This is a genomic window from Bacillus sp. sid0103, from assembly GCF_019219025.1.
Genome location: NZ_JAHUWN010000046.1, coordinates 1 through 23,471, shown reverse-complemented (window position 1 = coordinate 23,471; position 23,471 = coordinate 1). Strand labels below are relative to the sequence as shown.

General features: G+C 35.1%; 26 protein-coding genes and 1 tRNA gene. 18 read left to right on the top strand and 9 right to left on the bottom strand.

The window, feature by feature from the left end:
• Positions 1-9: 9 nt before the first annotated feature.
• A complete protein-coding gene (locus KW850_RS30495; protein WP_218351424.1) occupies positions 10-840 on the bottom strand; it encodes a hypothetical protein in 831 nt (276 codons plus the stop codon).
• A gap of 128 nt (positions 841-968) precedes the next feature.
• Between KW850_RS30495 and KW850_RS30490 the strand changes: the two genes are divergently transcribed.
• From KW850_RS30490 to KW850_RS30455, 8 genes are all read left to right on the top strand, one after another.
• The gene (locus tag KW850_RS30490; RefSeq protein WP_218351423.1) at positions 969-1,178 is read left to right on the top strand and encodes a helix-turn-helix domain-containing protein; all 210 of its coding nucleotides are present in this window, start codon (positions 969-971) and stop codon (positions 1,176-1,178) included.
• Positions 1,179-1,385: 207 nt separating this feature from the next.
• Positions 1,386-1,580, top strand: a complete 195-nt coding sequence (locus KW850_RS30485) for a hypothetical protein (protein WP_218351422.1) — start codon at positions 1,386-1,388, stop codon at positions 1,578-1,580.
• 285 nt (positions 1,581-1,865) lie between these two features.
• Entirely contained in the window at positions 1,866-2,066 is a 201-nt protein-coding gene (locus KW850_RS30480; protein WP_218351421.1) for a helix-turn-helix domain-containing protein, read from the top strand.
• Positions 2,067-2,150: 84 nt separating this feature from the next.
• Positions 2,151-2,507, top strand: coding sequence for a CHC2 zinc finger domain-containing protein (locus KW850_RS34415; RefSeq protein ID WP_218351420.1), 357 nt, complete (start codon positions 2,151-2,153; stop codon positions 2,505-2,507).
• A 256-nt stretch (positions 2,508-2,763) separates the two neighbouring features.
• The gene (locus KW850_RS30470; RefSeq protein WP_218351419.1) at positions 2,764-4,617 is read left to right on the top strand and encodes a YfjI family protein; all 1,854 of its coding nucleotides are present in this window, start codon (positions 2,764-2,766) and stop codon (positions 4,615-4,617) included.
• Positions 4,618-5,043 (top strand): hypothetical protein, encoded by a 426-nt coding sequence (locus tag KW850_RS30465; RefSeq protein WP_218351418.1) that lies wholly within the window; start codon positions 4,618-4,620, stop codon positions 5,041-5,043.
• Positions 5,044-5,096: 53 nt separating this feature from the next.
• Positions 5,097-5,486, top strand: a complete 390-nt coding sequence (locus KW850_RS30460; RefSeq protein ID WP_218351417.1) for a hypothetical protein — start codon at positions 5,097-5,099, stop codon at positions 5,484-5,486.
• Positions 5,487-5,586: 100 nt separating this feature from the next.
• Positions 5,587-5,796, top strand: a complete 210-nt coding sequence (locus KW850_RS30455; RefSeq protein WP_218351416.1) for a hypothetical protein — start codon at positions 5,587-5,589, stop codon at positions 5,794-5,796.
• Positions 5,797-5,981: 185 nt separating this feature from the next.
• On the opposite strand, the gene KW850_RS30450 is transcribed toward KW850_RS30455, so the two are convergent.
• The gene (locus KW850_RS30450; RefSeq protein WP_218351415.1) at positions 5,982-6,365 is read right to left on the bottom strand and encodes an HNH endonuclease; all 384 of its coding nucleotides are present in this window, start codon (positions 6,363-6,365) and stop codon (positions 5,982-5,984) included.
• A gap of 560 nt (positions 6,366-6,925) precedes the next feature.
• Between KW850_RS30450 and KW850_RS33690 the strand changes: the two genes are divergently transcribed.
• The 8 genes from KW850_RS33690 (at position 6,926) to KW850_RS30410 (ending at position 14,439) form a co-directional block, all read left to right on the top strand.
• A complete protein-coding gene (locus tag KW850_RS33690; protein WP_308128887.1) occupies positions 6,926-7,042 on the top strand; it encodes an ATP-dependent DNA ligase in 117 nt (38 codons plus the stop codon).
• Between the two features lie 529 nt (positions 7,043-7,571).
• The gene (locus tag KW850_RS30440) at positions 7,572-7,859 is read left to right on the top strand and encodes a GIY-YIG nuclease family protein (RefSeq protein ID WP_218351414.1); all 288 of its coding nucleotides are present in this window, start codon (positions 7,572-7,574) and stop codon (positions 7,857-7,859) included.
• Positions 7,860-8,216: 357 nt separating this feature from the next.
• Positions 8,217-9,251 (top strand): hypothetical protein, encoded by a 1,035-nt coding sequence (locus tag KW850_RS30435; RefSeq protein ID WP_218351413.1) that lies wholly within the window; start codon positions 8,217-8,219, stop codon positions 9,249-9,251.
• Between the two features lie 29 nt (positions 9,252-9,280).
• Positions 9,281-10,132, top strand: a complete 852-nt coding sequence (locus KW850_RS30430; RefSeq protein ID WP_218351412.1) for a TauD/TfdA family dioxygenase — start codon at positions 9,281-9,283, stop codon at positions 10,130-10,132.
• Positions 10,133-10,518: 386 nt separating this feature from the next.
• Positions 10,519-11,853, top strand: a complete 1,335-nt coding sequence (locus KW850_RS30425; protein ID WP_218351411.1) for a hypothetical protein — start codon at positions 10,519-10,521, stop codon at positions 11,851-11,853.
• A 91-nt stretch (positions 11,854-11,944) separates the two neighbouring features.
• Positions 11,945-12,024 (top strand) — tRNA-Leu (locus tag KW850_RS30420).
• 335 nt (positions 12,025-12,359) lie between these two features.
• Complete coding sequence (locus tag KW850_RS30415) at positions 12,360-12,989, top strand: recombinase family protein (RefSeq protein ID WP_218351410.1); 630 nt, start codon at positions 12,360-12,362, stop codon at positions 12,987-12,989.
• A 337-nt stretch (positions 12,990-13,326) separates the two neighbouring features.
• A complete protein-coding gene (locus tag KW850_RS30410) occupies positions 13,327-14,439 on the top strand; it encodes an NADH:flavin oxidoreductase (protein WP_098935215.1) in 1,113 nt (370 codons plus the stop codon).
• Between the two features lie 797 nt (positions 14,440-15,236).
• Here the strand turns inward: KW850_RS30410 and KW850_RS30405 are convergent.
• A complete protein-coding gene (locus tag KW850_RS30405; protein ID WP_218351409.1) occupies positions 15,237-16,097 on the bottom strand; it encodes an SDR family oxidoreductase in 861 nt (286 codons plus the stop codon).
• A 99-nt stretch (positions 16,098-16,196) separates the two neighbouring features.
• Positions 16,197-17,630, bottom strand: a complete 1,434-nt coding sequence (locus KW850_RS30400) for a DHA2 family efflux MFS transporter permease subunit (RefSeq protein ID WP_218351408.1) — start codon at positions 17,628-17,630, stop codon at positions 16,197-16,199.
• Positions 17,631-17,780: 150 nt separating this feature from the next.
• Between KW850_RS30400 and KW850_RS30395 the strand changes: the two genes are divergently transcribed.
• Complete coding sequence (locus KW850_RS30395; protein WP_218351407.1) at positions 17,781-18,668, top strand: TetR/AcrR family transcriptional regulator; 888 nt, start codon at positions 17,781-17,783, stop codon at positions 18,666-18,668.
• A gap of 418 nt (positions 18,669-19,086) precedes the next feature.
• Here KW850_RS30395 and KW850_RS30390 read toward each other — a convergent pair whose 3' ends face one another.
• From KW850_RS30390 to KW850_RS30370, 5 genes are all read right to left on the bottom strand, one after another.
• On the bottom strand, positions 19,087-19,614 hold the full coding sequence (locus tag KW850_RS30390; protein ID WP_218351406.1) for a permease: 528 nt from the start codon (positions 19,612-19,614) through the stop codon (positions 19,087-19,089).
• Positions 19,611-20,093, bottom strand: coding sequence for a hypothetical protein (locus KW850_RS30385; protein ID WP_218351405.1), 483 nt, complete (start codon positions 20,091-20,093; stop codon positions 19,611-19,613). Before KW850_RS30385 ends, KW850_RS30390 begins: the two co-directional genes overlap by 4 nt.
• Positions 20,086-20,427 (bottom strand): PadR family transcriptional regulator, encoded by a 342-nt coding sequence (locus tag KW850_RS30380; RefSeq protein WP_045524374.1) that lies wholly within the window; start codon positions 20,425-20,427, stop codon positions 20,086-20,088. The genes KW850_RS30385 and KW850_RS30380 overlap by 8 nt, the downstream gene beginning before the upstream one ends.
• Before the next feature lie 409 nt (positions 20,428-20,836).
• Entirely contained in the window at positions 20,837-21,310 is a 474-nt protein-coding gene (locus KW850_RS30375) for a hypothetical protein (protein ID WP_218351404.1), read from the bottom strand.
• Positions 21,311-21,321: 11 nt separating this feature from the next.
• On the bottom strand, positions 21,322-22,326 hold the full coding sequence (locus KW850_RS30370) for a DUF3231 family protein (protein WP_218351403.1): 1,005 nt from the start codon (positions 22,324-22,326) through the stop codon (positions 21,322-21,324).
• Between the two features lie 450 nt (positions 22,327-22,776).
• Here KW850_RS30370 and KW850_RS30365 point away from each other — a divergent pair, with 450 nt between their 5' ends.
• Complete coding sequence (locus KW850_RS30365) at positions 22,777-23,271, top strand: hypothetical protein (RefSeq protein ID WP_308128886.1); 495 nt, start codon at positions 22,777-22,779, stop codon at positions 23,269-23,271.
• Positions 23,272-23,471 lie beyond the last annotated feature (200 nt).

Below are 23,471 nucleotides of genomic sequence, written 5' to 3'. Positions count from 1 at the left end.
CCTGTAAAATTATTCTTCCTGTTGCCTTAGCTTTTTTCTACGCTCTTTTTGTCGAAAATTAATAGCACATAAACTTTCTTTTTCAAAGTGCCTCTTTGGACAATACTCATTACTACCGTGCACCACAATAAACGGAGTATTACAATATTTGCATCTCCTGAATTCTGCTCCTAAAATGGCATTCTTAAGGTGCCAATACACCACTTCAATCATGGCAGTAAAACTGTATCGACTCTTATACATGTATTCAGTTTGGTCTATTGGTCGGTAAATCTGCTCATTTATACCCACTATGTTTCTATTGATAATGTTAGGAATAAGAATTCCAGCAATATGCAAAGCACTTTCTTTATTAAGTATTCCGACAGAATAGGGTTCTTGGATGATACTACCTTTATCACCTATTTTAAAAACGAATTTTTGGTTTGGAATTGTCTTTATATCCGTCTCCACTTCAAAAGGTTTAATAACATTGATTATTCTTTCGAAGTCAACGTCACGCAATGATTTTGCAAGTTCTAAAACTAAGTAAATCCCTTGCGCATGAGCCCAAATCCATTCTAGTGGCTCGCCTTTGTATGAAAAATAATCATCTTTTAATTGTTGATAACCAAAAGGTCCATAAGCTTGAAAGAATTTAATTAGATCCTTCTCCTTTCTATTATTTAGCTTAGCTACCTGGCTGGGAAGTTCGGCATAGCCAGCTGGCGCATCCAAACCACCGTTAATTATTCCCTTTCCTATGACGTAGTCTTCAACAATTTCATAGCCTTCAAATTTATTCCAAAGCTTATGAAAACCTAATTGCTGGCTTTTCTTAATCGAATCATTATTTTTCATAGCGGCTAACTCCTTTCTTTTTTCAAATGTAACGGTAAATGTCACGGTAAATATAGTTGATTTACCGTTACAAAAAATATTATCATGGAACTAGAACCAGGTCAAGAAAATTTTAGGAGGTTAAATACATGTTAAGAATTACCTTTGAACGAGAAAAAATTGGAATGTCCAAGGCTGAATTGTCAAGGCAAGCAGGATTAGATCAAAGTTTAATCAGTAAAATCGAAAGCGGCAGAATTAAGCCCTATCCATCAGAAATCAGCAGAATCTCACATGTATTAGGATTACCTGCGGATCAATTATTATTGGAGGTAAATTTAAATGAAAATCACGCCTAGAGAAAGTTAACCGTACCAGAGCACTAACGGGCAATTGAAGAAATGAAGGGTACCATTCTGTTTGTTTATAGTATCGATTTGAAAAAGGAATCACGTGAATCTATGTAGCTAAAAACAAAAATGACACAATCGTCAAATTTGTTGTTTATCCACGAAACAATGTATTTAAAGAATATTAATCTACTGAGGAAGTATAAGGAGGATATTATGGAGGACATTTATAATTTTTTAAAAAAATATGATGGTAGAGTACTTGTAAGTGAATTGAAATTTTTTTTTTCAGAAATACCAGAAGAAGAAATCCTCGAAGGCATACATCAATGGTTTTTGTTACAGGAAACAGAACGAGAACTAATTCGTGAATACCTTCGTTCAAAAAGAAGATCTTCCTCCATTTTATAAAGGGAAGACTACATTTAGTTTTTACTCCGGATGCAATTAGTCTCACATATTTAACGCTTAAAAAGAAATTAACACAGTTATACCAAAGCAATACCATTCTAAATTAAGACCGAGGTGGAAATGGATGGGGTGTTACCCCTAGCCAAGCCTTGGTCGATAGATTAGGACTGCAAATGAAACACTTAGAAAACTGAAGATACGCGGATAAAATTAAGTTGTAGAGACCCCCAAATTTGAACTGAAAGGTTAGTTGAATACATGTTTTTAGAAAAGGAGGAGATATGTTTGAGCAAGTTTTATGCAGAAAACTATCCGTTAACCTTACGTGTCGAAGATTTGCAAAAAATACTAAGATTATCGAAGGCTTCCACCTATGAGTTAATAAAACAAAAAGGATTTCCATCTTTACGTGTGGGAAGGAGAATACTTATTCCGAGGGATGCTTTTTTTAAATGGTATGGAATCGATATTGTTGATAAGGAATAAGACAGGTTACGGAAGTAAGGGTTAAAGGTAATCTTGTTCACACAGCCAGCTTTATCAAAATTAAAAGTATCTAAGGATGGTTTTATGTCATCAATCGATCTAATAAAAGATAACATATCTATTTTAGATGTGTTAGACCGATATACAGATGTTTCCTATTCAACTTCCAGAACAAAGCGAAATCGGTTTAATATCCGTTGCCCTTTTCACAAAGACCGGAACCCCAGTTTTACCGTTTATACTGAAACTAACACCTTTCGGTGTTGGAGTGGATGTAATGATGGGAAATCAGGGGATGTTATAGATATTGTAAGGCTCTCTAGAAATGTGAACACAAATGAAGCTATTAAAATATTAATAGCAGATTATGGCTTGGAACACCCCGATAGTGTACATGCACTGGAATTGAAGAAAAATAGAGTACGAAGAAAAAAAATTTAACACTTCAAAAAGTAATCAGTAAGAAAACATTTGAAGCCATAGATGCTTTAAAAAAAGTGGAACAGTCAGCAAGAACTACACTTTCAACTATTAGGACAGTTGAAGATTTGAACCGATTAGGGGAGTTATATCATGTTGTTAGTCAAATAGATTATTGGATTGAATGTCTGGTTGAATACGACGATATAGATAGGCGGATTGGTGTTTTTCAAGAAGTCAGCGGCTTTTTACAAAAAATTAAGGAGGTTGAAGGAGCTTGATTAAAGATGTTGCTAGTATTGCCGCAGGGCTTCTTACAAAAGAGGAAAGGCAATCGTTTAATGATATAGATATTTCCCAGTTAACACAACTAAAATCGGAATCAACTGAAAGGAATGAATGGGAGCGTCCTGTTTCATTTGATGAATATACTCTACCACCTTTTCCTACAACTATATTCCCGCCCTGGTTGAAAGCATATGTTGAATCAGTGGCAGAGACTACACAAACACCCAAGGATATGGCAAGCATGGCGGCCATTTCTATTTTGTCAATTGCCGCAGCTAAAAAGTTTGAAATAAATGTCTACGGTTCTTGGATTGAGCCACTCAACACATACACACTCACCCTTATGGGATCCGCAAATAGAAAATCATCAGTATTTGAATTAATAACCCGCCCTTTATTGCAATTCGAAAAAGAAGAATGTGAACGTCTAAAGATGGATATAAGAAACCGAAAGACAGAAATTAAGACTTTGGAAAAGCGGTTGGAGCAGCTAATCAATATCAACGCTAAAAATCCTGATGAAAAGCATGCTGAAGAAATAAAAGAAATTAATAGAGAACTAGAAGCTTTGCCAGAATTATACCCGCCTACATTCATCGTTGATGACATAACACCAGAAAGTCTCCATAAAGTGCTTAAGGAAAACGGTGAAAAGATAGGTATTCTTTCGGCCGAAGGTGGGATATTCGAAATTATCAGAGGCAGATATTCAAAGGAATTAAACATGGATCTTTTTCTAAAAGGACATAGTGGGGATTATTCAAGACTTGACCGGAAAAATGGATCTCCAATGATTCTAGAGAATCCACTCTTAACAATCGGCATAATTGCTCAGCCTGATGTACTGCAAGACTTGCCAAAAGCATTCCATGGCCGTGGATTAATGGCACGCTTCCTATATTCATCACCTAAAGACTTTAGAGGATACCGTAAAATAAGGCCAACTGATATTCCTTCAAATATAAAAAGCGAATATGTAAAAAATGTTAAACGCCTGCTTGTAATGGATAAAGGGGGAACACAAAGACTTGCTTTGACAAAAGAGGCAGATTATCACTTCCAATGTCTACAACAGAATATTGAGGAACGTTTAAGAGAAGATGGTGATTTATCGGGATATCTTGAATGGGGCGGGAAAATTGTTGGTCAGTTGGCACGGATTGCTGGTTTACTTCACATCGCCAAATATATAACAACAATCAATAATATACCTCCTCAGATTGAGAAAGACACAATTCTATCTTTATTACAGCTTAAAGAATACTTCATAAATCACGCAATGGCGGCTCATGGCTGTATGAGAACTAACGGTGAGATAGAAGACTTGAAATACCTCGTTTCGGTTATTGAGAGGAAAGCAAAACAAAAATATGATAAAAAACCAGCGGAAGAAATAACATTGGATTACAGAGACATTCAACAATCCGCGAAGGATCGTTTTGTAAAAAGTCATTTATTAAAAAATGTTCTTAAAGAACTAGAACAATATGGTTACATCAGAGAAGAAATAGTCGGTAGGAAGTCAGTTTATAAGATAAACCCCCATGTATTTAAAGATAATATAAAAGTGTCCCCCAATCCCCCCAGTAAACCATCAGACATAGAACCTAGTGGGTCTAACCTGGGGATGCATGAAATCCCATCAGTCACCAATACCCATAATAGCACCCCACTTGAACCCAAACAAGAAACAATTGGGGAAAATGGGGAGAAGTGGGGGCAAGAAGTGGATCTTGATAAACGATACAACAGTGGGCTACAACAGCAAATGGGGGAAATGGGGGATAATTTCAAAGATATTATTGATGAATCTTCCATTGAAGATGAGAGTGAGCTGATATAAATGAATGCACTTAATTTAATCAGTTTAGTAGAGAAATCAGGGTGTCAATTATTTGTGGAGGGGGAAAATATTCGAGTAGTAAAAATAAAGCTGCTCCCCCTATCCCTTGTGGAAGAAATTAGAAGTCAAAAAAACATTCTACTAAAAATTCTAAATCAAGGTGTAAATGCAAAAAATGCTGGGTTTATGACTGGCCTTACGGGTGAATTGTACTTCCGGACATCGGGGAAAAATAGTGCAGTTTATATTGAGAGAACTGGCAATCAATGGGAGGCTTGGAGGGAAACACACATTCAAGATAAGAAAGAACCATTTCATTTTTTAGTAATTGCTGTTTCTGAAGACTTCGAATTTGTTTTGTTAAAAGCAAAAAATTATTTTGAATATATTGAACGTTTGGGGGCAAGGAAGGTGAAAAGGGACTAACTTAAAGAAGTCAAATGGGTTCAACCATAGTTAATTCAGGGAGGTCGTTCAATTTGCCATTCAAGGAGATAGAAAAGCAAAGAGCCTATCAGCGTGAATATTACAGAAGAAAGCGAAATGACACCAAAGGGCTTGAAAATAAATCATCTAACCTAACCGATGTTGAGGAGATGGATATAAATGAAATTCAGACAGCAAAGGGTATGCTTTCTGTTTTAGCAGAACAAATGGCCATTGTACGTACTGTTAATTGTGATCCAATTACAAGGGCAAGAGCTATCGCACAGCTTGTTGGTGTAGGGCACAAGGTCATTGAAACCGCTGAGTTAGAAGAGCGTTTAAAAAGATTAGAAGATGTACTGGAGGGAAAAGAGTGTGAAGTTCAAACGCCTGGAAAGAATAGAACAAAAAATTCGGGAACAACAGTCAGGAAAGGAAGCTGAAAAACAAAACGAATATTCTAAGTTAATTGCAGAATTTATCCAATCTAATATGGAAGCCAGGTTTTATTTTCTTACAATTTGGAGGTGGAGTGTCGGAAGCATGAACGAGAACCTTATGAAACGACACAACTGCATTCATGATGATAAATCGAGAGAGGAGTATCTTAGTAGAGAGCGATTTCACAATAAAACAGGGTTGGGAAATGATTACCGGTTCCGCATTGATTATCCTGAAAACCTAAAAAAGAAATTTTATAGTATGTTTTTAGATTGGGTGAAGGAAACAGGGAAATCTAAAGAGAGTGTTTAAAGGCTTTAAATAACTAGATGTATTCTTTTTAATAAAAATATTTGATGGGGCCGGGCTATTATCAATTTTGTTATTTAATTGCATTATTTTATGGATAGGGGCATATAAGAATTATCAATAATAGTAGTTCTTATTTGCCTTATCCTATCGGACCAGGTTGGCGTTTAAATTCAAGAGATACACGGTTATATAAGGTGGCGAAATCGAAGTGGCACCTCAAGCCAATAGTGGCTCTCTTGACTTGAATGACAGGAATTGCACAGCGTAATTAAATTTTTGAGGTCATTGGCCCGAATGTAGTTGCCATCATAAAAGCGGTAAGGAATCTTATGGTGAACAGCTAATTTGGTAATCAAATTATTTTGTCCACACTCTTGGCATAGGTATCCATCGCGGTCCAATGCTTTTAATCGTTGCTCATTCCAATTTTCACCGCGGTAATCTTCATGTCCACCTCGCCAATTATGATTTTTTTCTCCAACCATTCTTTCCTTTAAATCATTTGCAAGACAATCTTTTGAACAATAAAGATGCTTACTTCTGTCTAATTCAAAAGGAAATCGCTCCATTTTTTTCGAGCAACACGAACATTCAGCAATAACCCTGTTTCTTTTATTTTCGTTTATCCACCGTACGCGACATTCTAAATTTTAATCCTTTACAAGTTCGGGAACAAAATTTTTTCGTATTGATTTCGGAAGGATAAACATAAAATTGTTTTTTACACCATTCACAATTCTTATTTTGACCTTTGGGCTTTTTTATACACCCTTTTCTTCCTGTTCTCCAGTCGTGCATACATTTAACTGTACAGAAATGATTAATATTTTTCTTAACCGCACCAGGCCTTTTTCTAAACTCAATACCACAATTTGAACATTCCACCATCATATTATTTCATCCTTTTGTTCTGATCTTTATCATATAATTGTTCACATCTGGTACGAAGATTAGACGTTTTATATTGATAGATAAAAATAAAAATTGATTCTTAATATAACAGGAACATAAGTTCATATATAATTTATGATTTTTGATTGAAAGGTCGGTTACAACCTGGGTGCAAGGAAAGAATACAAAGGGTGGACAAAGTCATTTATTTTCACCCCGTATAAGTAAGGATTAACTATTGGCGTACTTTGATTTGGTTCGGCAGCAAGGTTTGGAAGGCATAGAACTTAAGCATAAGGACTCTCGTTATGAGGTAGGGAAACGCAGCCATGCATGGCTCAAGGTCATAAATTAATATGATGACGTGCTGATTATAGGGCTTAGAAAAGGTGAATTTGGGCTTCTGTTGAGCTTTCTAGATGACAAACCAGCTGGAGGAATGGAATTTATGTTACCGGCTGCACGGAAAAACGGAAGGACCTATAGGAATATAACTAAAGCTGGGTTTCTACGGATACCATCGTTTGTTGAATGGAATAAAAATAAAAAAATTTTTTGGATGAAATGGTAATGGTTTCATCCTCTTATCAGGTAAATATGATGATAATTCGAAGAATTTAACAAATTGGTAGCTTTTTTCTTTGAAAAAAAAAATTCCAACCTTAGTTCCGATAAGGATGGAATACGATCAATACCAACAAGATTTGTTGTAAATGAGACCCAGTAGGTTTCCAATCTACGGATCCCATATATTGTACCAAAAATACCTAATGACATTTTATGTGATATTCTAAAGGTCAATACCCTCCTTTCACAAGCGGGGTAGCTGGGAGCAGAACTGCAATGCCAGGAACTAATATGCTTAAACGGAGCAGACATAAGTTATGAAAATTGTTTACAAATTTACTTATCCAAATGGAAAGATCTATATAGGTAAAGATTTGACTGATGATATTAATTACTTTGGAAGTGCGAGTAGCAAATTAATTGCGGAGGACTTTACAAGGGAACAACGAAGTGACTTTACAATTCGTAAAGAAATATTATGGGAATCAGATACTGCTACTGACAAAGAAGTTAACGTTAAAGAAGTAGAATACATAAGGCATTATCAGTCAAATAATCCGTCCATTGGCTATAATCAATCGCCAAAATTTAAGCAAATTAATTAAACGGGCTGCGGAATGCTAGCCCTTTTTTTTTTTTGCGTTAACTCGTATCATAAGCCGTTTAGCTTCTTCGATATCCTCACCGTTAAGAATTGTTACCTCCAAATCACCCGTACCTTAATACCCTATGTGTAATGCTGAAGTCTTTTTTTTCTCCTTTTGCTCTCCGAACGGTGATTAAATTAGGCAAATTAATCCCCCCCTTTTTAGTATTAATTTCGGTAAGTGCTTATTTCTACCTCTTAACAGTTTTGTGAACATTATTGGTTGCTCAAAATTTATATGGTTCGGATTCTATTCTTCCATTATTCTATCTAAATGTTACAATTGTTGTATATTATTGGAAGGGATGAGGGGTGCTTGAATTTAATTAAAAAAAGTATGAAGGAAATTTTAAATCATACAGCAAAACAAGAGGGTTTGGAAGAGGAATATAACAAACAGAGTTTTTCGAAATGGAAGGGTTTAATAAATAATTGGTTGAAGGACAGTAAAACGTATAGTAAATTTAAGAACTTTTTATTTTGCACTCAGATTTTCATAGGTGGAGCTTCAGTGGGTGTTGCAGTTTTAGTAAAAAATGTACATTCAACTGCTTTTGCAGTAAGTATATGGATTATTTATGCTTTATTAAATATTTTCGTGAATCTTGTTTACCGTTTTTATCCAGACGATTATGAAAAATTTATTAAAGACGTAAAGATAATCAAGTTAATTGCGGTATCTGAGAGACTCGCAGCCAAACTAGCGTTGTTTGAACGACTGACTGAACATGATGTTATTGATGATAGAGGTGTAATAGATCAAATATCATACAGAATAAAGGATTACTCTGAAATGGATGAAAGCATAAAGAATGTTTTTCAAAAATGTATAAATCCGAATTCTCGCTTTTCTTCATCTAGAGATACAAATGTAACGCTTCCTATGGATGATTATGATCTTACTGATAATGAGAAGGTAAAATTAAATAATATTACAAGGGAAATGAGTGAAACAGCCCAAGTTTTATTTGGTGGAAAAGGATATTCTTCAAAGCTTTATTTGAGAGTAATAAAACAAATAAATGATAAAGAAGATATAGAAATGCTGGTTCCATTCTCTCGGTTTCCAGCAAAAGAAAACTTCGGCTCTAGTTGGATTAAATCTCGTGGGAATTTATCATCAGTATGGGAATGTTTGGAGCGAGGAAAAGACCAGGTAGTGGATTTTTCTGAACAAGACTTGTACTATAAATCAATTCTTACAGTATGTTTACCAGGTAGGATAGGTGTTCTTGCGATACATAATGAAGAGAATGATGTATTTGAAGGTATGTTTAGTGAGCTTGACTGTAAAGCCTTAGCACTTGTAACAAAACAGCAAGTAGTAGAAGCACTTGAAGTAAATGATTAAAATTTAAAAATGAAGTTAGGTGTTACTTGATGATAGGTTTAAATGATAATCTATTGTATATGCACGTATATAATAGCGAAGACATTTTACCTGTAAAAATTAATTCACTAGCATTGATTTCTGATGATGAAATAAGTGAATTAGTTAGAAAGTATAATAATGCTGGTTTTGTAGTTTTTGAGTTACTTAATGATATTCCTAATCAAAATGCTTTGTTAACTTTAGCGAAGAAATTAAAGCTGGGGAATCCATATGTTCCTAAAATATATTCATCCAAAGAAAATATTTACGAGAGAAATGGACTAAATATTATAAAAGTAAATGAAGGGCCCCATAGGGCTTTTCAAACTAATAATGAACAAAAAATACATTCTGACGGAACCATTGAGGAAATAGGCAAGATAAAAACTTCTATATTACTTTGTTCGAAACAAGCGTCATTTGGAGGAGAAACAGTAATTTTTAATAGTGTTTCAGCATTTTACAGGTTATTAGAACATGAAAAATTAGAACCAATTATATTGTCCTTATGTGATTTAAAAGCTTTAAGAAGAGTCGCTATTAATGGGGAAAAGGAAGAGTATATAGGACCAGCTTTTGAGATACGTAATGGTGAGATAATTTCTAGATTCTCCCTGGACAATACTTGTGATTGGGAATATGGTTTTAATAATGTGAAATTTTTGAAGGAAGCATATTCACTTTTGGTTGAAATGAATACCCCAAATTCCCCTTTATACATTGAAACAAGACTAAAATGCAATCAAGGGATTATTATGGCAAACGATAAGGTGTCTCACGGAAGAAAAGAATTTATTGATGAAAACTCAATGAGAGAAATGATTCGAGGTCTTTTCGAAGAGAATTTAAGAGTTAATTGACCGGAGGAAATGTATCTTTTTGTGTGAAATTCAGGAAAGATTTAATTGATTCGTAGATTTTTTTCTAAGGGCACCATTAATACTTATTTTTTTGGGTTTTACCTGTGGGCATATTGGTAGCAAGTTGGTGGCAAAACCAATCATAATGCCACTAATTACATCTGGATAAAGCATACATAGGAAAAACAAAAGCTTATTATATCAACAATTTCAAATTAAATCTGTTATAATCCGATTCGTTTTACAACCTTGACAGGGTTGTGTTTTAAAAACAAAATCCAAATCACTTCTAATAATGAGTAGTTTATTTTTTTCTAAAACTCTTTTAATTCAAAATAAAAACTAGGCTTTCTCTTCTATAAATTTAAAATCTTAGGGGGATGATTATGGTTGAATATTCAATAGACCGAGCAACAGAAAAAATATACAATCCAAAAACAAGAGAATATTTTGAGGAAGTAGTAAGTTCTTATTCAATAGGTAATTATCGGTCGGCTATAGTAATGCTTTACTCAGTGGTAATTGCAGATTTATTTTATAAACTCAAAGAGTTGAGTGAAAGAGATGAAGATCCTAAAGCTAAAGCTATTTTAGAATTTATACGGTCTCAACTAGCTGACAGAGATAGAAGTAATAAATCAGAATGGGAATCAAAAGTAGTGGAGAGAGTATTTAATGAAACACAATTATTAGAACAGAGTGCAAAGGTGTATATTGACCATATTAAGAAGATACGTAATTTATCTGCTCACCCTGTGTTAGATTCTGAGGACCTATTGGCTGTACCAAATAAAGACACTGTTCGGTCGGCTATGCGTAATGCTTTAGAACATGTGTTAACAAGACCTGCTATGTATAATGACAAGGTTGCTGTAGAATTTATGAATAATATTCCATCTTATTCTTCACTTATTTTTAGGTCAGATAAATATGAAACCTTTCTAAAGAATAAGTATTTTACTTTTTTTACTGATAAATTAGTAAAAAAAATTTTTGGTTTTCTATGGCTAGCCGTTTTTAAAGGGCAGGATGAACAAGCTAACGAATATAGAGAAGAATATTTTGATACATTGAATATTGTGTACAGAAATTATAAAGGTATTATAGATTCCTATTTTCAAGTGGAGAAAGAACGCTTTAATCGGTTAAATTTAGAAGAAAATGACCAACTCGAATTTTTGATTGATTTCTTTTACAATGCTCCACATCTTTATAAATATATTAGTGAGGACAATAAAGTAATAATTTCTCATAAGCTTGAGAATAACATCAAACTGTTTACCAGGGCATGGTTTGTGACGGGTAACTTAAATGAACACTTAAATAAAGCTTTTGTAAAGTATATTTCTAGAGGTACCCTCCCTGGTAGACAAATAAACAAATTATATGAAATGTCTAGGGAAGTTGAATATGAAAATAGGTTCTTCAGTTTTTGTATTAATATACTTGATAAAGGAAATACATATGTGAATTGCCTTTCTAGATGGCGAGAAGTAATTAGACCTTTTATTGACAATTTTTCTAAAGAAAATATCTTAGAACTGTTAACGGTTATTAATAACAATAGTTCATTATATAATGCTAATTGGTTAGTAAGTGAGTATCTAACTGATATAAAAAACAACTTAGACAAACATGGGGACTCGATTGATGATTGGGATGAAAAATACCATAAGTTACCAAAATATAGCATGATACCCGCAGAAGAAAATGATAATTGAATGCTTTCATCTGCAATAATGCGTTGTTAGGAATGAAAAGGACTTAACCCTTTATGGGGGCAGTCCTTTTTAGGATTAACTTATTAATGTTGCCGGTGTGGCGGAATTGGCAGACGCGCACGACTCAAAATCGTGTTCCTTCCGAGTGTCGGTTCGACCCGATTACCTGCATTTACAATTTATGGCAGAAAAACGAGAATACTCATTATATCAACGTTTTAAGCGTTCCTGCTACGGTGGTGGCGCTTTTTTCGTAGCCCCAATAGCCTTCCACGAATAAGTTCAAATAATCTAGACGAATATAAAGTTAAAATAAATAATCTAGTGTTTAAAAAGGTATACCATTATAAACACTATTACTCTACCTTATTTATTAATAATTGAAGTATCCTTAAAGGTTTTATAAGATATTTGCAAACGTTTGTAAAGCGTAATATACCTTTATAAACCACCGTGGTATAATATGAGTATCTTTTTAAATATTGCACCTAGGAGATACTCACATCATGAAAAATAAAGTATTTGGTTATATTCGGGTAAGCAGCAAGGACCAAATCATTGATCGCCAACTTGATGAATTGATAAAACTTGGAATATATGAAAGGGATATATTTATAGATAAGGAAAGCGGGAAAAATTTTAATCGACCCCAATACAAAGCATTAAAACAGTGTCTAAGGGAAGGCGATTTACTTTATATAAAATCTATTGACCGTTTTGGCCGAAATTCCAAAGAAATTAAAAAAGAATGGGAAATCATTACATCAGAAATAAAAGCTGACATTAGGGTAATCGATATGCCGTTGCTGGATACAACACAGCACAAGGATACACTGGGGACATTTGTTTCTGATTTAGTATTGCAGGTTCTTTCATTTGTTGCGGAAAAAGAAAGAGAGGATATTAATAAAAGGCAACGGGAAGGGATTGAATCAGCAAAAGCAAAAGGAAAACATTTAGGTAGGCCCAAAATGAACCTAGACTCATTAGATGAGAAACAAAAAAGAATTTTAAGAACGAAATATGAAGCATGGAAGAGGAGCGAAATAACAGCAGTTGAATTTATGAATCAGATGGGATTAAAGAAAAACACATTTTATAAAATCATGAAGGAATATGAAGCGAGTAGGCACTAGCAATAGTGCCTTTTTAATTTTAATTCAAGAATAAGTTTGTGAAACAATGTACTTAAGCTAACGGAGCAGATTAGTTGAAGAAGGAATGTTACAAAAAATATTGAGAGGCTAATTTTTATTTGAAATTCTGGAGGAAAGTGAATTGATAGAAAAAGGAATTTTTTTATCTGTTATAACTATTTATATATTGTTCGTTGTCTTAAAGGACTTCAATATTTTACAAAATGAATTTAAACTAAATCCAATAAAAATTGTAGTTAGAATAAGTCTCCTACTCCTTACAGAGACTACTTTTGATTAACCAATTATTTTATTAGTTTAAAAAGGAGAGAATTTTATGAAATCAACAAAATCTGTTGAACCATTATTTACCTCATTTGAAATTGGAGAATTGAAGCTTGAAAATCGATTTGTTATGGCACCAATGACCCGCAAGTTTTCACCGAATGGGATTCCAGGTTCCAATGTAGCTGAATATTATCGACGACGAGCTGAGAACGGAGTTGGTTTAATTATCACTGAAGGTACTCTAATTGAGCATCCTGCAGCTGGAGCAGAACCTGATGTCCCACATTTTTATGGTGAAGAAGCTCTAAACGGATGGGCGCAAGTTGTTAAGGAAGTACATGAGGCTGGAGGGAAAATTGCTCCACAGATTTGGCACACTGGTATGGCGCGCGAAAAGAAAAATTTTCCTGATTCAGATGTCAATCCAATCGGTCCATCAGGTATCAGTTTAACTGGTGAAAAGGTATCTGAACCGTTAAGCGTCGAAGAGATTCAAGAACTCATTCAAGCTTACGCAAATGCTGCCTCTAATGCTAAGAAACTTGGGTTTGATGCAGTGGAAATACATGGCGCTCATGGATACCTTATAGACCAGTTCTTCTGGGACGTAACCAATAAGCGTACAGATGAATATGGTGGTGATCTAGTAAGTCGCACACGTTTTGCTGTAGACGTAATCAAAGCCGTGCGTCAAGCTGTCGGTCCTAACTTCACTATTATTTTCCGATTTTCTCAATGGAAAGCTACCGACTATAATTTCAAACTAGCAAAGACTCCCGATGAATTGAAAATTTTCCTTGAACCGCTGTCTGAGGCTGGTGTAGATATTTTCCATGCTTCAACACGACGATTCTGGAAGCCAGAGTTCGAGGAATCAGACCTTAACCTGGCTGGCTGGGCTCGTAAAATTACTGGTAAACCAGCAATTACAGTCGGATCAGTTGGTTTGGATTCTGAGGCCATGAGCTTATTCACGGAAGGTAAGGGTGGACAACCGGCAGATATCGATAATCTGATCGACCGTCTTGAGCGAGAAGAGTTTGATCTTGTGGCCGTTGGACGAGCACTACTAAGCGATCCGGCTTGGGTAGCAAAAATTCGTGAAGGTAACACCGAAGAACTGCGTTCATTTACGAAGGAAGCTTTAAATATTTTGAAATAAATACAAGGAGTTACTATTCTCTTTGATAAAAAACAGGCAGCTTGCTAAAAATGATAAGCCGCCTTTTTTTGAAAATTTTATATACTCTTATGTGAAAAGAATTCTTATAAATTATTTAAAGCATCTGCTATTGGAGTTTTACCATCGCACATTGTTATGAATTTACCAATATTTCACAGATGAGACTTTTACATATCTTTCTAAATGTATTGAAAAGAATTATAAAAATTATAGTTTATGGGGTATGAGTGAAATTAATAAAGATATTTGGGAACGAATCCTTAACGATCTTGAGGGATTTAATCGATATTTAACAAATAACCCTACTGAGAGTGAATTAATGAATAGGATAGGGTTTTTGTTTGTGGGAGAAACAGAAAAAATTTTAGAAAAAACTACGAGCAAAATATTTTAAGTTTAACTTTTTTAATAAATGAATTTAAAAAATGGATAACAGACCAACTAAAAAATCAAGAGTATATAACTATTTTAGGGATTTAATTGAAATATCTTTATTGAACTAACGCATGCATTAGTTTAAGTAGAACCCGTTCCACAACTCTTAGAATGTGCAAGATTGTCGTAACTTTACGATTTTAAATGCAATTTAAGAGATGTTGTTCTTGTCACCACAAACGGAGCCTTGATACATATCCTGGCTCCAGAGTTTATATTTTAGTTTATCAAAGCAGAAAATCAAGTGATAATGCTAGGATAACTAAATCGAAAAAACAAAGGGCTATCCGTATAGTCTTTATAGACTTTTTTAGACAGCCCTTTTTACTTTGAACTATATATTAACCGATAAATGCTTCCTTATTTGCTTTAGCAAAAGTCTCAAAAGAGGTTGCTTTATGTCCGGTTATTTCTTCTACCGTATTGGAGACATTTGCTGTGTGACCTAACTTCATAATCTGATAATGTTCTAACAAGCCTTCAACGATTTCAGTAGGCATGCCTGTTTTTTGCATAGAAGCGCGAGCAGCTTCAACAGGTACGTCTACGTACTTAATTGATTTTCCGGTTACTGAAGAAAGAATTTCCGCAATTTCGGCGCTGGAAAGTGCTTCTGGTCCCGACAAGTAATATGGTTTGTTCTCATGGTCTTCTTCCGTTAAGACCCGATAGGCAACCTGGGCTATATCGCGGGAATCAATGTAAGCCGCTTTTCCGTCGCCATGCGGCGCATAGAAGGCTCCATGTTCACGAATGGTATGCGAGTTAAATTTAACTAAGTTTTGCATAAATGTATTTGGGCGCAAGAATGTATACGCCATGCCGGACTGCTCTATTTCTTTTTCGACTGCATTATGCCACTTTGCCAATGTATCCAATTCAGCCCCGCCGCCCGATAACTTCACAAGATGCTTCACACCGGCTTTTTTAGCTGCACGAACAATCGAAGAAGAAAGTTCCACCATATTCGGAAGAAGAGGTGTTGCAAAATATACTTTTTGGATACCGTTCATGGCATTTACCAGTGAGTCGAAGTCGTTTAGATCGGCTTGAACCAACTCGACTCCCAATGCTTGCAGTTCGCTTGTTTTGCTTGTGGGACGAACAGTAACACGCGTTTTATGTCCGTTCTTCGCCAGAAGTTTCACCAATTCTTTGCCTGTTGTTCCGGTAGCTCCTATCACTAATATAGCTGCGCTCATACTAAAAACTCCTCTCCTTGGTCAATTACATTTTAATTATGATCAAAATTTCAAAATTTAATATTTGTCACTCTTTCCTTATGCTAATGGTAATTCTTTTTATTTGATGTGAGGTTTGCGAAGAAATAAACTTAAAATCGCACCAACCGTGGCAATGCAGGCTATAATTAAGAATGTGTCACCAAAAGCTAAGGCATTGATTTTTAAATTTACGGCGTGTTCGCCAGCGTCCGCCATACGCTCTCTTATTTGTGAAGATAAGTGTCCCGTTAAAGCGGCTACGGCAAATGAATTCACAACCTGTATAGTAGCTGATGTTAAAGGTGTTACTCGGCTTACCAGTTCACGAGGAGCAGACTTTAAAACATGTGCATTTAATGGCATCATTGATATGGCCATGCCACATCCCACCATAAAAAGTATAATCATTAACGCAATTACTCCGGTATTTAGATTTACCCCAGAAAGCAAAAATAAAGCAATTGACATAAGGCTCAAACCGGTAAAGACAAGAGGTCGGGCGCCTATTTTATCGGATAATTTCCCCGCGAATGGCGTAAATATTAGACCTCCCAAGGAAATAGGGAGGGAGATTGCCGCACTCACGAGAGGTGTTCGACCTAATACGCCTTGTTGGAATAAAGGATTCAAGAGAATAGTCCCGATCATGGAGGCTTGTAAAGCCCAAGTTATGATAATACCGCGAGTAAAATCTAATGATTTAAATGCACGCAGCTCCAGCAATGGTTGCTTATGACGTAGCTCTACGAAAATGAAAATGAGAAGTGTGACACCCCCAACAATCAATCCCGTTAATGCGCCAGTGGAACTCCAGCCCCTTCCTCCCTCACTGACACCATAAGTTAGCATGGAAAAGGCGATCGGGGCAAGAATCATTCCTAGAATATCGAGGGCAGGTGCTTTACCACGCTGCTGATTGGGCAGAAGCTTTAGACCAACAATCACGGCAGCTATTCCAATTGGTAAATTGATTAGGAAAATCCAATGCCAAGATGCTACCCCAATTAACCATCCAGATAGCAAAGGACCTGTAGCGGGGGCAATTAGCATAGGTATACCAAGCATCCCCATAACGGCTCCCCTTTTATCGGGGGGGGCCATTTTAAAAGATATTGCCATACCGATGGGAGTTACCATTCCACCACCAAGGCCTTGTATTATACGGAATAAAATCAGCAGTTCAGGAGTTTGGGCGAAGGCGCAAAGGACTGAACCAATAGTAAACAAAGTAATCGTAATGAGGAAAATTCGCTTGGCTCCAAATTTATCTGTCATCCAACCAGCTAAAGGAATAATCGTAGCTAGCGCAAGTGTATAACCGGTTACGGTCCATTGAATTGTTTCCAATGAACTGTTAAAATATTTTTGTAAACTAGGGATAGCAACATTCATAATTGTAGTATCAAGAAGAACCATAAACATACCAATCATAACGGCAAGAAGTGGAGCGATAATAGTTTTGACCGAGAACTCTTGAGATGATGTTAATTTCTCAGCTGCTTGTGTAGACATTTAAACGTTCCTCTCTTCTGTGGCTTGATGCCTAGCAAACATCATATATATTTGACTTGTGGTTTTCCGGAAAAACCAATCGGTCATTACGTGCTTAATTTTATCTAATTTTTTAAGAATGTCAATTCTTTTTTGAAAAGAGGAAGTAGATTGAGTATTGTCAAACAAAACATCATGGATTCCGCTGAACGTTTTTTTTCAGAAAAAGGCTATCTTGCAACATCGATTCAGGATATCGCTGATGATTGCAAAATCGCAAAAGGGTCATTATATAAATTTTTTCCTTCTAAAGAGGATCTATTCGTAGAGGTGCATCACTCAAAGCAGGAAAGCCTTTTCGAAAAAATGGAAGAGATTAGATCGGACACGACACTTACCTTAAGAGAAATTTTCATTCGTGAAACCGAATGTCAATTTTATTTTTTTATTGAGAATAATTTTATAATGAAGAATACTTTTGAAATGCAAGGTAGTGAAGGGAAAATTGCCTCTATTCTGCTTAGTCAACGAGCAAATATTCTCAATATGAATAAAGATGCCTTGATTCGTAGGTTTGGTAAAGAAATAGAACTTAATATATGGGACCTTGTATCGGTTTATAATGGGATCGTTAAAGAGTATCTTTTCTTAATAATATTTGATAACAGGCCGTTAAATATAAGAGATGTTTCTATGTTTATTGTGGATCTCTTAGAGGAAGTCGTTGGCGGAGTCCTGAATAAAAAACCAAAAGCAATTTTACAAAATAACATGATGGATAATTATGTGGAATCAGCTTATAAAGGCAACACTGTTTCTGTAGCTGAACAAAGACGTAAGCTGTTCGAGCTTCTTTTCTCTACCCTAAAAGAATTGGCGATAACGAATTATAACAAAACAGAACTGCATGAAGCGCTCGTTATACTCCAGGAGGAAGTAGAGCGAGAACAGCCTAGATCTGCACTAATCCTTGCCATGCTTCAGTTTTTGAAGAAAGAGCATGAGCTTAAAAGCATCATTGAACAATTGAGAAAACTGTGCTTCAATTTGGATGAGTAATTATTTTTTAAGTTGCTAATGTGAAGAACAGCTAAATATCTGGTTTTGGGATATGTCCAACAGATTAAGTGTCGGAGCAGGCTTTCGTGTAGCCGCCGCCCCACCAGTTAAAATTTTCCATCTACGAGGATTCGCCGGTCACCCCGGCGATCAGTACGTGTACGACTGCTGGTCCGATGCGCTCGACAATATTGTGAAAAAATACACTTAAACAAACGGGTGCAAGAGTTAAAGATCAGAGCTACCATATTGGTGGCTTTTTCTTATTCGACGGGGCGGTTAGTTGAAGAAGGGAATTAAAAAGAGGATGCAGTGGAAACTGTATCCTCTAATCTTTTGCTGCACGCAGTATAGTCCGTTGTAGGTTCAGCTACAAAATAATCTGGGATTGAGTGGTTAAAGATTTATCGATCTAAATCTAAACGTCTTTAGTTATATCATACTTTAACAATTGTCGATGCTTATAAAATTTCTCAAAAATAATACCCATTAAATAGAAAAATAACAAACCAAAACAAATGTGAATGAGTGTAAATTTAACTCCAAATGAAGCAAATTCATATACAATAACCGGTAATTTTGCAGTTGTCCAAACTCCTAAAAAAAATACAATATAGCGTATGCTTGCTCCTTTTTTTAATAATAGTGCCGCAATTGGAAAAGCTACGTAGAGGGGACCAGCTGCAATTACTCCTAATAATAGGGAGAACAAAATGCCATAGATGCCGGATTTTTCTCCCATATATCTTATAAGTGTTTCTTTCTCCACCCATTTGTCAAGCAAACCTACGAATATTAAGACAGGAGGGAGTAGAAACAGCATATCTAAAATGCTTTTTCCTGTTAATTGAAATGCGTTCCATCCCACCGATTGGTTTATAAAGGTAAGGATAATGAGCCCAAATAATAAAATGAAAAAGAAACGATACCTTTTTAATTCATTCATCCCATCACCACCCAAATAATATATGAAAATATTAGAGACATTACCACTGCAGATACGTTGCGAGAATAGGCAAATCTTCGCCCAAATATCTTTTGTTCCATAGGTAAAGTTGTGATTCCTACGGACATTAATGTAGACATTAATACAGCTACTTGAGGGAGTCCTGCACCATTTTGGACTAATGTGTGTCCAAGAGGAAATACAACAAAGCTTGGAACTAGTGCAATAGAACCAATTAATGCTGAATAAACAATACCTGTCAATCCAGATTTTTCTCCAATGATTGAAAAAATTAAGGATGGAGTTAATATAGATAGTGATAGCCCAACGAAAAGCATAATTGATAACATGTCAGGTATAATATTACGAAAGCTTTTCCATGACTTTAATAGAGCATCTCTTGTTTTATTTCGATCTTTTATAAAAGAAATACTGAGAAGAATGATAGCCATAGCGTAAAGGATAGCACCATTAATCATGATTAGACTCCTTCCATTCTTTGTATTTATTTAAGAAAAATGATAAGTTCTTCATTTTTTCTTCTATATCTATTTGAAAATCTTCTAATTTTCTTTTTCCAACTGTAGTAATTTTGTACATTTTTATCAGCTTATCTTGATTAGATGTGTCCAAATAAGACTCAACAGCACCTTCTTTCTCTAATGTTTTTAATGTGCGATAAAGAATGGCACTATCAATTGGGTTGATGGGAAGCTCTTCTTCACATTTCTGCAGGAGTTTCCCTCCATAGCTATCTCCCTCTGTTAAAAACAGCAGAAGAAATGCACCTGTATGTCTCCCTGTATGTTTCATGAAATATATAACCTCCTAATTTAAATGTAAAATTTTTTTGGCAATACCTTACTGTTAATAACAGTATACTGTTATCAACAGTAATATGTAACTGACAGTATGTCCTTTTTTAAAAATTTTTTGTTCAATTTTTCAGTTCAGCTTTCGTAGGGTTAGTTGGATGGTAGCTTAAGAATGGAATTACAGTTCCATCTCGTGTGATGGCAGAACAAGCGGGGATATTGTTTAAGAGGAATCCATAGTTATCACCTATGACTCCCTTATAATTTAGAATGACAGAAACATATTGATGGTTTAAGAATTTTGTCTTTTACTGATTTAATAAGAAATTAGAATGTGAAGGATTGCACTTAAACTAACGGGTGCGTTAGTGGAAGATCAACTAAAGGAACATTAAATTAGAAAACCATCAGATTTTATTGAATCTGATGGTTTTTTGAAAGATGGTTTTAAAAAATGTACTAATAAATAACCCAATAATTAAAAAAAACATTGGCAACCAAACCGGTCCGAAGAGTATTCCCATTATCCTCAATGTCGGGGAAAAGATTAGACCAACTGTTATAAAATAAGCAGAAAACACAAACGGCAAAAAAGAAAAAGATTCTTTTCCACCGCCAGCGTCTTTATAAGCATCCCACATGGCAAACATATATAGACAAGGGTAAAACATCAGCCATTGATAATTCGTTCTATCAATGGCTGATTGGATATGACCATGAAAGCTTAACATGATTACTTCGTTAAAATTTGATTGAATGTTAATTAAAAATTCTAAAGAAATGAAAAGTAATCCTTTAAGAAACTTTCCGTTTAAGACTTGAGAAAATCCTGGTAATGCAATACTCCAAAGGACGCTTTCAAGTTGATTTGTTTTCTTCATTTTATTTCCCTCTAAGTATTAGCTAATTTATCATGGTCCACTACTTTTGGTGGTTGTTCCATCCAACCATAATCGATCATTATGTTTGCAGCGTCTTCTGTATATTTTAGAACTTCCCCTAAGATTCGGAGGTAATTTGTAGATAAATCACGTCTAGAACTTGTTGATAAGCTTGTTCCGTAATATCCAATGGCGCCCGCGGCTAGTGCATTTACATGAAACATAATCAGTTTATCGTAAAAAGGGGAAACCGTTGAGTTTAATACTTGGTTATCCCAAGAGACAGTAGCAGGAAGATCATTTTCATTTAAAACGGAACTATAAATTTCAATATGCTTTGAAGCGATTTCTTTTCCTCTTGCCATAAAACGACCCACTTCTTTTGACTTTGCCACTTGACTGAAGCCGATGAATGTTGTCATAGCTAACACATTTCTTTGAAGATTAGCATAAAGATTCGTTATTTCTAACGTAGTAAGTGATCTACGTTCTCCAAACCAACCAGCTAAGAAGTTTTGTTTTCGAATAAAATCAACCTTTTCAGGAGTCGTAACATATGGTGCTCGTATATAGAGACCTTTAGATAGTAAAACATTTCCTGTTTTTTTGAGAAGATTCTTCGAATCATCAATACATTCTGAAAAATATTGAAATACATCAGAACGTGTTGCTAAAGACAACGAGATGCCATAAGCTTCTAACCCTATTGAACTCCATTGTTGAAGATAATAAAGAAAGTAAGGATCCGAAAATAATCGTGGAGCTGTAATATCGACATCTTCTTCTTTAAATCCGTATGGAATGGGAAATTTCTCACTGGTAAAGATTAATATAAGTTTTTTTACGTGTGCGTGTGCTAACTCAAGTGCAAATTCTACTACAGGACGAATCTCAGGATCCTCTGCTTTTTCCAAAAAGTATGTAAGTACACAAATTGACAGGCTATCATTCATGTAGGCAGACCATAGCTGTGAAATTTCAGCAGACGTTAGTTTAATGTTATTTTCATTTTGCATAAGAGATCTCCTCCATTAATTTGAAATGAAATCCTCATAATATGTTTCCTAATAATATAAATAAATATTTATCCGTATTATGAATCCAAATATGTTGAGAGAAAAAAGTCTTGAACACTTTTATTACAAGGTAAGATTTCATGGAAAAATAAAAGTTAAATTCCTAACCTTAAATCAAAGAAAATGTCATATTCCGAATAAACATTTTTTATATACGAATTAATAAACAGTACGACCTTATTATGGAATAAAAGCGTATCTGCTTGTTCAAGTAACGCGTGCTAGAGTTCAAGTCGGGACTGCTTCTGCACCCCTTTTCTTATTTGAGCTAAATGGGCAGGTTACTTGAAGAATTTTTTAATAAAAATTCTAACAAATGAACATCTTATATATGAATAAAGAATGTTAGTTCATAATAGGAAAAGGGTAGAGTTCCTTTTTGAAGAAAGAGTGATTGGTGCTGTGCTTGATAAAAGAAAATTGTTGTCATTATGTATTTTAATCGTTCCCTGGTTAACAGTTCCTCTTTTAGGAAAGAAAACATTTATACGGTTCCTGCCTGCTACGACTTTTGTTAATCTGATTATAAGTCTGTTTAGTGTTGTAGCAGATAGGAAAAAATTTTGGAAAGTTAAAAATCCGATATTTCATTATACTGCAGTAGATTATTCTTATTTGTTAGGCTTATTTTTCATCACAACTATATGGGTGTTTAAGTTAGCATATGGTAGCTTTATTAAGTATTTATCATTAAATATTGTAATTGATTATCTTCTTTCATTCCCTATCGTTAAATTTTTCACTAAAGTAGGAGTATTTGAATTTAAGAAATTGCGACCAATCCATTTTTTCTGCATTAGTGTTTTCTTAGCTATCATTATTTATTGGTATCAATACCTTCTTGAGAAAGTAATAACAAAACAAAATGAAAATCAATTAACGTAAATTTTTAACTAACGGGTGCAAGAGTTGAAGAACAGGGTTGCTGCGGCAGCCTTTTTTCTTGTTACACTAACGAAGCAGTTGTGCGGCCGAGCCTAGGTCGTATCATATAGCGGGTGGGATTCCCGCCGAGTAAGAACTAGCCATTCGCTCGTAGCGAGTCTTGGAGGGCTAATGGTAACATTAGTCTTTAAGCGTAGACA